The sequence below is a fragment of the Pseudomonas ceruminis genome, assembly GCF_021602025.1.
Taxonomy (GTDB): domain Bacteria; phylum Pseudomonadota; class Gammaproteobacteria; order Pseudomonadales; family Pseudomonadaceae; genus Aquipseudomonas; species Aquipseudomonas ceruminis.
Map to the genome: position 1 here is coordinate 523,125 of NZ_BQHW01000001.1, position 10,043 is coordinate 533,167.

The 10,043-nt window shown below is 64.9% G+C and carries 8 protein-coding genes; all 8 read left to right on the forward strand.

What is annotated here, in order from left to right:
* Nucleotides 1-22: 22 nt before the first annotated feature.
* Nucleotides 23-817: a DUF4892 domain-containing protein gene (locus L6D80_RS02210; protein WP_176512527.1), complete on the forward strand. Its 795-nt coding sequence runs from the start codon at nt 23-25 to the stop codon at nt 815-817.
* A 12-nt stretch (nt 818-829) separates the two neighbouring features.
* Nucleotides 830-1,882: an AI-2E family transporter gene (locus L6D80_RS02215; RefSeq protein WP_054899897.1), complete on the forward strand. Its 1,053-nt coding sequence runs from the start codon at nt 830-832 to the stop codon at nt 1,880-1,882.
* Nucleotides 1,883-2,067: 185 nt separating this feature from the next.
* Entirely contained in the window at nt 2,068-2,157 is a 90-nt protein-coding gene (gene kdpF, locus L6D80_RS02220; RefSeq protein WP_082422724.1) for a K(+)-transporting ATPase subunit F, read from the forward strand.
* A 9-nt stretch (nt 2,158-2,166) separates the two neighbouring features.
* On the forward strand, nt 2,167-3,861 hold the full coding sequence (kdpA, locus tag L6D80_RS02225) for a potassium-transporting ATPase subunit KdpA (RefSeq protein WP_176512528.1): 1,695 nt from the start codon (nt 2,167-2,169) through the stop codon (nt 3,859-3,861).
* A gap of 10 nt (nt 3,862-3,871) precedes the next feature.
* Nucleotides 3,872-5,926 carry a potassium-transporting ATPase subunit KdpB gene (kdpB, locus tag L6D80_RS02230; protein WP_176512529.1) on the forward strand — a complete coding sequence of 685 codons (2,055 nt, stop codon included), beginning with the start codon at nt 3,872-3,874 and terminating at the stop codon, nt 5,924-5,926.
* Between the two features lie 10 nt (nt 5,927-5,936).
* Nucleotides 5,937-6,488 carry a potassium-transporting ATPase subunit KdpC gene (gene kdpC / locus L6D80_RS02235; protein ID WP_054899894.1) on the forward strand — a complete coding sequence of 184 codons (552 nt, stop codon included), beginning with the start codon at nt 5,937-5,939 and terminating at the stop codon, nt 6,486-6,488.
* A 42-nt stretch (nt 6,489-6,530) separates the two neighbouring features.
* Nucleotides 6,531-9,185 carry a sensor histidine kinase gene (locus L6D80_RS02240; RefSeq protein ID WP_176512530.1) on the forward strand — a complete coding sequence of 885 codons (2,655 nt, stop codon included), beginning with the start codon at nt 6,531-6,533 and terminating at the stop codon, nt 9,183-9,185.
* Nucleotides 9,182-9,877, forward strand: a complete 696-nt coding sequence (locus tag L6D80_RS02245; protein WP_176512531.1) for a response regulator — start codon at nt 9,182-9,184, stop codon at nt 9,875-9,877. Before L6D80_RS02240 ends, L6D80_RS02245 begins: the two co-directional genes overlap by 4 nt.
* The last annotated feature ends 166 nt before the right edge of the window (nt 9,878-10,043 follow it).

The following is a 10,043-nucleotide window of genomic DNA, read 5'->3' on the forward strand; positions in this document are numbered from 1 at the left end:
CCGATCGCCGCCAGGTTCGCCGATGAGCGCGCCCGTATCCTTCCGCACCGCCATCGCTGCCTGCCTGGTGCTGGCCAGCCCATTGCTGTGGGCCGGGAGCCTGCCGGTGCCCGTGGACGCCAAGGTGGTAGACCAGCGGCCGGCCGCCGAACAGGAACGTGTCTACCCGATGGGCCCGTTGCGCAAGATCAGTGGCCGCCTGCGGGTCGAGGACAAGGTCGAGAGCCGTGGCCAGGTCAGTTCGGTGACCTATGAGCTGCCGGTGGAGCGTACGGCCCGTGAAGCCTTCACCAGTGCCCGCGAAGCATTGCAGCGCGACGGCGGCTACCCATTGTTCTGGTGCCAGGGCCGTGATTGCGGCGAAGCCAGCATCTGGGCCAATGATGTATTCGCCAATGCCCGCCTCAATGGGGGTGACGAGCAACAGGCGTTCATCCTGCTGCGCCGCTCTGCCGAAGAAGCCGATACGCTGGTCGCGCTGTACAGCGTCACCCGTGGCAACCGCCGTGCGTACCTGCATGTGGAGGAGTTCGTGGCCGGTAGCCCATTGGGTGAACTGTTGCCCACCGCTGCCACGGTATTGCGTGAAATGCGCGACACCGGCAAGCTCGACTACCCTGATCTGAAGGCCCCGCAAGCGGCCTGGGTAGCGCTGCTGGGGCGCAGCCTGAACCTGGACAGCACCTTGCGCGCCAGCCTCAGCGGCGCCGAGGCCGAGGCCTGGCGCGAGCAATTGGTGAAAGCCGGCGTGCGCAGCAGCCGGCTCGAAGTAGGCGATGCACCCACCGAGGGCCTGCACCTGGAACTGATTCGTTGAACGAGCGACACCATGGTCAACAATGATCGCCTGCTGATCCAGATTATCCTGCTGACATTGCTCGGCGCTGCCCTCTGGGTGATGGCACCGTTCATTTCCGCATTGCTGTGGGGCGCCATCCTGGCTTTTGCCAGCTGGCCCTTGATGCGTCTGCTCACCCGCCTGCTGGGCGGGCGGGAAACGTTGGCTGCCAGCCTGTTGACCACGGCCTGGATCTTGATCGTGGCATTGCCACTGGTATGGCTTGGCTTCAACCTGGCGGACCACATCCGCGATGCCACAGCCTTCGTGCGTGATGTCCAGGTGGACGGCCTGCCCGATGCACCGGCGTGGCTGGCGGGCATCCCCTTCGTGGGTGAGCGCATGGTCAGTTGGTGGCAGTCCCTCGACCAGCAAGGTGCGGCACTGATCGCCTCGGTCAAGCCTTACCTGGGCCAGGTCGGTAACTGGCTGTTGGCGCGCAGCGCGCAGATAGGCAGCGGTGTGCTGGAATTGACCCTGAGCCTGATCTTCGTGTTCTTTTTCTACCGCGACGGGCCGCGCCTGGCTGCGTTCGTGCTGCGCTTGCTGAACCGGCTGGTGGGCGATCGCGCCAACTATTACCTCGAGCTGGTGGCCGGTACGGTGCAGCGGGTCGTCAACGGCGTGATCGGTACCGCTGCTGCACAGGCACTGCTGGCCCTGATCGGCTTCCTGATCGCCGGTGTTCCGGGGGCCATCGTGCTGGGCCTGGTGACCTTCATGCTCAGCCTGATCCCCATGGGGCCGCCATTGGCGTGGATCCCCGCGACGGCTTGGTTGGTATGGAAAGGCGACTACGGCATGGCGGTGTTCCTGGGCATCTGGGGCACCTTCGTCATCAGTGGCGTGGACAACGTGCTCAAGCCCTACCTGATCAGCCGGGGCGGCAACCTGCCGCTGGTGATCGTGCTGCTGGGGGTGTTTGGCGGGTTGATTGCCTTCGGGTTCATTGGCCTGTTCATCGGGCCCACCTTGCTCGCAGTAGGGTACAGCCTGCTGCTGGACTGGAGCCGCAACGCAGGGCAACAGCCACCGCAGCGCTAACGGTATTACGCCATTGCCCTGAGCGCGGTGGCGGACCTTGCGCAAGGGCCCGTTCAGGCGCCTCTGAAACCTGATCTTTACGCATTCTTTATACCTACCCCCGGCCGCCGATCTCGCGCCTTTACGCCCCTCCCGCGGACAATTTCCCCAAAGCGGCCCACGCCGCACCACGGGGAGCTCCACACATGAACATGCTCGACGGGCTGTCACTGCTATTGGCAGTGGCATTGGCGGTTTACCTGCTGGTGGCGCTGCTGCGCGCCGATCGCAGCTAGGGAGCGGCCATGCACAGTTACGACTATTGGTTACTGCTGGCATTTTTTGCCATCGTGCTGCTACCGGCGCCGTGGCTCGGGCGTTTCTACTACAACGTGATGGAAGGGCGGCGCACTTGGCTGACGCCACTGCTGGGGCCACTCGAGCAGGGCTGCTATCGACTGGCCGGGGTCCGTGCCGATCAGGAGCAGAACTGGAAGCAATACACCCTGGCCTTGCTGGCCTTCAACTTCGCCGGGTTCGTGCTGCTGTTTGCCGTTCTGTTGTTGCAGGGCTACCTGCCGCTCAACCCGCAGCACTTGCCAGGGCAGGAATGGTCGTTGGCCTTCAACACCGCCGTGAGCTTCGTCACCAACACTAACTGGCAGGCCTACAGCGGTGAGGCCTCGGTGAGCTACCTGAGCCAGATGCTGGGCCTGACCGTGCAGAACTTCGTCAGCGCCGCCACCGGCCTGGCTGTGCTGGTTGCGCTGTGCCGCGGCATTGCCCGGCGCTCGGCCACGACCCTGGGCAACTTCTGGGTCGACATGACGCGCGCCACCCTCTATGGCTTGTTGCCGCTGTGCCTGCTCCTGGCGTTGCTGCTGGTCTGGCAGGGCGTGCCGCAAACCTTCGCCGACTACGCCCACGCCGTCACCTTGCAAGGCGCTGACCAGACCATTCCATTAGGCCCGGCCGCTAGCCAGATCGCCATCAAGCAGTTGGGCACCAACGGTGGCGGGTTCTTCGGCGTGAATTCGGCGCACCCGTTCGAAAACCCTACGGCCTGGAGCAACCTGTTTGAAGTCGTGTCGATCATCCTGATCCCGGTGGCCCTGGTGTTCACCTTTGGCCATTACGTCAAGGACCTGCGCCAGAGCCGGGCGATCCTGGCCTGTATGCTTGGCCTGTTCCTGCTTGGCGGTGCCACTGCGTTGTGGTCTGAGTACCAGCCCAACCCCGCGTTGGAGAGCGCGCAGGTTGTGCAAAGCGCACCTTTGGAAGGTAAGGAAAGCCGCTTCGGTACCACCGGTTCGGTGTTATGGACAGTGACCACCACCGCCGCGTCCAACGGCTCTGTCAACGCCATGCACGACAGCCTAAACCCGCTCACGGGCATGGTCGCCATGGTCAACATGATGGTAGGGGAGGTGATCTTCGGTGGGGTCGGTGCGGGGCTCTACGGCATGCTGCTGTTCGTGCTGATCGCGGTATTCCTGGCTGGCCTGATGATCGGCCGCACACCGGAATACCTGGGCAAGAAGCTGCAGGCGCGAGAGGTGCAACTGCTGGTGGCGACCTTGCTGGTCATGCCTGTGGGCGTACTGGTGCTCGGTGCCATCGCTGCCAGCCTGCCGGGTCCTGTCGGAGCGGTCAGCAACCCGGGTGCGCATGGCTTCAGCCAACTGCTGTATGCCTATACCTCCGGCACCGCCAACAACGGTTCGGCGTTCGCCGGCTTCGGCGCCAACACGGTATTTCACAACCTGATGATCGGCCTGGCCATGTTCATCGGCCGTTTTGGCTACATCCTGCCCATCCTGGCGCTGGCGGGCAGCCTGGCCGCGAAGAAGAGCGCGCCCCAGGGGCTCAATAGTTTCCCCACGCACGGTCCGCTGTTCACCGGCCTGTTGTTGGTGACCATTCTTCTGGTCGGCGGCCTGACCTTCCTGCCAACGCTGGCCCTGGGGCCAATTGCCGAACACCTGAGCCTGGGTTTCTGAGGAACTGACCATGAACATGCCCATTCCTGAAGTGAACGCCCAACCCAGCGCCAAGGACCAGACGCGCTTTGCCGCCCTGTGGCGTCCGGCGCTGGTACAAGCGTTCGTCAAGCTCGACCCACGTCAGCTAAAGCGCTCACCAGTGATGCTGGTGGTCGCCCTTACCGCAGTGTTGACGACCGTGCTGTGCCTGACGCCCGGCAGTGGCGTGAGTACCGGGGTCGCTGTGCAAATTGCGTTATGGCTGTGGTTCACCGTGCTGTTCGCCAACTTCGCCGAAGCACTGGCCGAAGGCCGTGGCAAGGCCCGTGCCGACAGCCTCAAGGCCGGCAGCCAAGGCCTGACGGCGCAACGCCGCAAGCACGACGGCGGGTTTGAAACCGTCGCCGCCGGCCAGCTGCGCAAGGACGATGTGGTGCGGGTGGTGGCGGGTGAGATGATCCCCGGCGATGGCGAAGTGCTTGAAGGCATAGCGGCGGTCAACGAAGCGGCTATCACCGGTGAATCCGCACCTGTGATCCGCGAGTCCGGCGGCGACCGCTCGGCCGTGACCGGCAATACCCGGTTGGTCTCCGACTGGCTGCTGATCCGCATCACCAGCAACCCGGGGGAGTCCACCCTGGACCGCATGATCGCCCTGGTCGAAGGTGCCAAGCGGCAGAAGACCCCCAACGAGATTGCGCTGGACATCCTGCTGATCGGCCTGACGTTGATCTTCCTGGTCGTGGTGGTGACGCTGCAGCCGTTCGCCCATTTCGTTGGTGGCAGCCTGCCGCTGATCTTTCTCGCGGCGCTGCTGGTGACGCTTATCCCGACCACCATTGGTGGGCTGTTGTCGGCCATTGGTATCGCCGGCATGGACCGCCTGGTACGCCTGAACGTGATCGCCCGCTCGGGCCGTGCCGTGGAGGCAGCCGGTGATGTGCACACGCTGATGCTCGACAAGACCGGCACCATTACCTTTGGCAACCGCCGTTGCAGTGCCCTGCACGCGGCCACCGGGGTCACCCCCAAGGAGCTGGGTGAAGGCGCCTTGCTCGCCTCGTTGGCCGATGACACTGCCGAGGGCAAGTCCATCGTCGAGTACCTGCGCCAGTTGCATGATTTCGTCGAGCCGCAGCCCGGGCAGTTCGAAGCCATTGCCTTCAGTGCCGAAACACGCTTGTCGGGCATCGACTTCCAGCAGCATCGCTACCGCAAGGGTGCGGTCGATGCGGTACTGGCCTTTGTCGGCATGCAACGCCTGGAGATGCCGGCGGCGCTGGCCCGCGAAGTCGAACGCATTGCCCAGAGTGGCGGCACGCCGCTGCTGGTCTGCGTGGACAAGCGGCTGCTGGGCGTGATTCACCTCAAGGATGTGGTCAAGCCGGGCATTCGTGAACGCTTTGCCGAACTGCGCAAGCTGGGTATCCGCACTGTGATGGTCACCGGCGACAACCCGCTTACCGCCGCGGCCATCGCGGCCGAAGCCGGGGTTGATGACGTACTGGCCGAAGCCACCCCGCAGAAGAAGCTGGCGCGTATCCGCCAGGAGCAGAACGACGGCCGCCTGGTGGCCATGTGCGGTGACGGCGCCAACGACGCGCCGGCCCTGGCCCAGGCGGACGTGGGCATGGCCATGAACGACGGCACCCAGGCCGCCCGTGAGGCCGCCAATATGGTTGACCTGGACAGCGACCCGACCAAGTTGCTGGACGTGGTGCAGGTTGGCAAGGAACTGCTGGTGACCCGTGGAGCGCTGACCACCTTCTCCATCGCCAACGACGTGGCCAAGTACTTCGCCATCTTGCCGGCACTGTTCGCTGCGATCTACCCGCAACTGGGCGTGCTGAACCTGATGCACCTGGCCAGCCCGCAGAGCGCGATCCTTTCGGCCATCGTGTTCAACGCGCTGATCATCATCGTGCTGATCCCCCTGGCCTTGCGAGGCGTACGCGTGCAGGCGGCCAGCGCTGCCCACCTGCTACGGCGCAACCTACTGATCTATGGCTTGGGCGGCATCATTGTGCCGTTCGCCGGGATCAAGCTGATCGACTTGCTGCTCAACGCACTGCACCTGGTCTGAGGAGGCCATCATGAACCCTTATGTACGCCCGGCGCTGAGCCTGATCCTACTGATGACCGTGGTCACCGGCGCGCTGTACCCGCTGGCGGTGACCGGTATTGCCCAGGTGGCTTTCCCGGAACAGGCCAATGGCAGCCTGGTGCGCGATGCGCAGGGCCAGGTGCGCGGTTCGGCGCTGATTGCCCAGGATTTTCAGGGTGATGGCTGGTTCCATTCGCGGCCTTCAGCGGGGGCCTATGCCACGGTGGCCAGTGGTGCCAGTAACCTGGCACCGAGCAACCCGGCGTTGGCCGAACGGGTGGCCGCTGATGCCGCCACGTGGTATCGGGCGGAGCAAGGGCCGGTGCCGCAGGCATTGCTGACCACGTCCGGCAGTGGACTGGACCCGCATTTGCCGCCCCAGGCGGTGGCTTATCAGATCCCTCGGGTGGCGGCGGCGCGGCAGGTACCGGTGCAGAGGTTGCAAGCCTTGCAGGAAGAGGCCACCCTCCACCCATTGATCGGGCCGCCGGTGGTCAATGTGCTGGCGCTGAACCAGGCGTTGGAGAAGTTGACGCAGTGACAGTAGGGCTGCGAATCAGGCCCAACAATCAAAGGATCGAACATGAGTAACGCAGCCCGCGCCGATGCGCTGTTGGCCAACCTCCCGCGCGAAGGCCGCGGTAGGCTCAAGGTCTTCCTCGGCGCTGCCCCTGGGGTTGGCAAGACCTACGCCATGCTCCAGGCCGCCCACGCCCAGCAGCGCCAAGGTGTGCAAGTGCTGGCGGGAGTAGTCGAAACCCACGGCCGCGCCGAAACCGAATCGCTGCTCGGCGGGCTGCTTCAGCAACCGCTGCTGCGCAGTGAATACCGCGGCGTCACCCTCGAGGAAATGGACCTCGACGGCCTACTCGACGCCGCCCCCACCCTGGCCCTGGTCGATGAGCTTGCCCACACCAACGCGCCTGGAAGTCGGCACGCCAAGCGTTGGCAGGACGTGCAGGAGCTGCTGGCCGCCGGCGTCGACGTATACACCACTGTCAACGTGCAGCACCTGGAAAGCCTCAACGACAAGGTCCGCGACATCACCGGCGTGCAGGTACGTGAAACCCTGCCGGACTGGGTGCTGCAAGAGGCCTTCGAACTGGTGCTCATCGACCTGCCCCCGCGGGAACTGCTCGAACGCTTGCGCGAGGGCAAGGTGTACGTACCCGAGCAGGCCCGCGCCGCGATCGATGCCTACTTCTCCCAGACCAACCTCACGGCGTTGCGTGAACTGGCCATGCAGACTGCCGCCGCCCAGGTGGACGCCGACCTGGCCCACGGCTACCGCCAGCGTGGGCAGGAGGCACCGGCCCTGCGTGGGCGCTTGCTGGTGGGCGTCGATGGCGACGACCAGGCCGAACGGCTGGTGCGCCATGCCTGCCGAGTGGCCCAGCGGCGGCATCTGCCCTGGAGCCTGGTGCACGTGGATAATGGCCGACTGCGCGACGAAACCGCCCGCCAGCGTTTGCAGGCCGCTCAGCAGTTGGCCGAGCGTCTGGGGGGCGAAGTGGTGCTGCTGCGCGCAGGTGAAGTGGCGCGCACGCTGATCCAGCATGCCAGCGAGCGTCGGGCCAGCCTGGTGCTGGTCGGCCAGTCCCGTGACCGCTTGCGCCGGCGGTTCTTGGGCGCCGGCGTGGCAGCGCGGCTATTGCGCGAAAGCCATGGCCTGGAAATCAACGTGCTCGACCGCGATTCCCAGGCACAGGCAATACGCGCTGCCGTCACCCGCGTATGGGTGTGGCGGCACTATCTGTTGGCACTGCTGGCCACTGGCTTGGCGGCGGGCTTGGCGTGGGCGGTATCCAGTGTGCTGGCGTTGCCCAACATCTCGCTGGTGTTTCTTGCCGCCGTGCTGCTGGTTGCCGTTCGCAGCAGCCTGGGGCCTGCCCTGGCGTGCGCTGCCATGTCGTTCCTGGCCTACGACTTCTTGTTCATTCCGCCGAATTTCTCGTTCAGTATCCAGCGCGAAGAGGATGTGCTGACCCTGGTGTTCTTCCTGCTCATGGCGGCCCTGACCGGCAACCTTGCCGCACGCCAGCGCCGCCAGTTGCAAGCCTTGCGCGAGACCCAGGCACAGACCAGTCAACTGCTCGACCTTTCACGTCGCCTGACCGTGGCCACCGATCGCCAGGCTGTGTTCAACGCTGCCGGTCAGCACCTGAACGGTTTGCAGGACGTTCAGGTATGCCTGTTGGAGCGCGACAGCGAAGGCTCACTGCACCAGGCCAGTGGCGAAGCCCCTGCGCTGAGCGACAACGAACGCGCCGCGGCCGAGTGGGCCTGGCAGCATGGCCAGGCCGCAGGCCATGGCAGTGACACGCTGCCCAATGGTCGCTGGTGGTGGTGGCCGCTGGCCGTCGATGATCACCCTCTGGCACTGCTTGGCGTGCGCCCACGTTCGGGCGATCCTCTGAGCGCACAACGCCGCCGCCTGCTGATGGCCCTGGGCCAACCATTGGCCCAGGCCCTGGCGCGGGCGCGCCTGGCCGAACAGCTCGAGGCTGCGCGCCTGCACGGCGAAACCGAGCAACTGCGCAGCGCTTTATTGGCTTCGGTGTCCCACGACCTGCGCACCCCCCTGACCGCGATGCGCGGCAGTATCGACAGCCTGCTGGCGCTGGGCGAGGCCATCCCTGCCGACGACCGCCGCGAGCTGCTGGAAGGCACCCGCAACGAAGCCGAGCGGCTTGACCGCTACATCCAAAACTTGCTGGACATGACTCGCCTCGGCCACGGCGGCCTCAAGCTGGCCCGCGACTGGGTCGCCCCCGCCGATATCGTCGGCAGCGCCCTCAACCGCCTGCGTGTAGTGCTGGCACCGCTGCGCGTGCAGACCGACGTGCCTGTCCAATTGCCGCTGCTGTTCGTGCATGCGGCACTGATCGAACAAGCGCTGATCAATGTGTTGGAGAACGCTGCACGTTTCTCGCCTGCCCAAGGCCGCCTGGAATTGCAGGTGTCGGTCAATGACCAACAACTGCGTTTTGCAGTCAGTGACCAGGGCCCCGGCATCCCCGTGGCGGAGCGCGAGAAGATTTTCGACATGTTCTACACTGCTGCCCGAGGCGACCGAGGCGGGCAGGGTACTGGCCTGGGTCTGGCGATCTGCCAGGGCATGATCGGTGCCCATGGCGGGCAGATCCTGGTAGGCGAAGGCATTGATGGCCAAGGCACGTGCATCACACTATGCTTGCCGCTGCCCCAACAACCTGAAGCCGAAAGCGAAACGCCATGAGCCAGCCCGCCACCCTCCTGGTGATCGATGACGAACCGCAGATTCGCAAGTTCTTGCGTATCAGCCTGACCTCCCAGGGCTACAAGGTGATCGAGGCCGCTACCGGGGGCGAAGGGCTGGCCCAGGCTGCGTTGGCCAAACCCGACCTGGTGGTGCTGGACCTCGGCCTGCCGGATATGGACGGCCAGCAGGTGCTGCGTGAACTGCGCGAGTGGAGTACGGTGCCAGTGATGGTGCTGTCTGTACGTGCCAGTGAGCTGCAGAAGGTCGATGCGCTGGATGGCGGCGCCAATGATTATGTGACCAAGCCGTTCGGCATTCAGGAATTTCTCGCCCGCGTGCGCGCGCTGCTGCGCCAGGTGCCGCAATCCGGTGGGGGAGAGGTGGCCGCAAGCTTCGGGCCGTTGACCGTGGACTTTGCCTTTCGCAAAGTGACGCTCGACGGCGTGGAGGTAGCGCTGACGCGCAAGGAGTACGCGCTACTGGCCCAGTTGGCCGGGCACCCCGGGCGGGTCATTACCCAGCAGCAACTGCTCAAGGACATCTGGGGCCCGACCCACGTGGAGAATACTCACTACCTGCGCATTGTGGTGGGCCACCTGCGGCAAAAGCTTGGGGATGACCCTACCGCGCCGCGGTTCATCATCACCGAGGCTGGAGTGGGGTACCGATTAGTGGCACCTGTTATCTGAACGCCCCTCATACCCGCAAGCACCGTCGATTGCTGGAAGGTGGCCGGCAGGTGCTGTTCGCGATTCCAGGTCCATGTCAGCGGGGCAGGCTACTTTGGGTGCCAGTTGCAACGCAAACTCGCACCAGAGGATATCGTTGTGGTCTTTGGGCGGGGCAGGCGGGGGT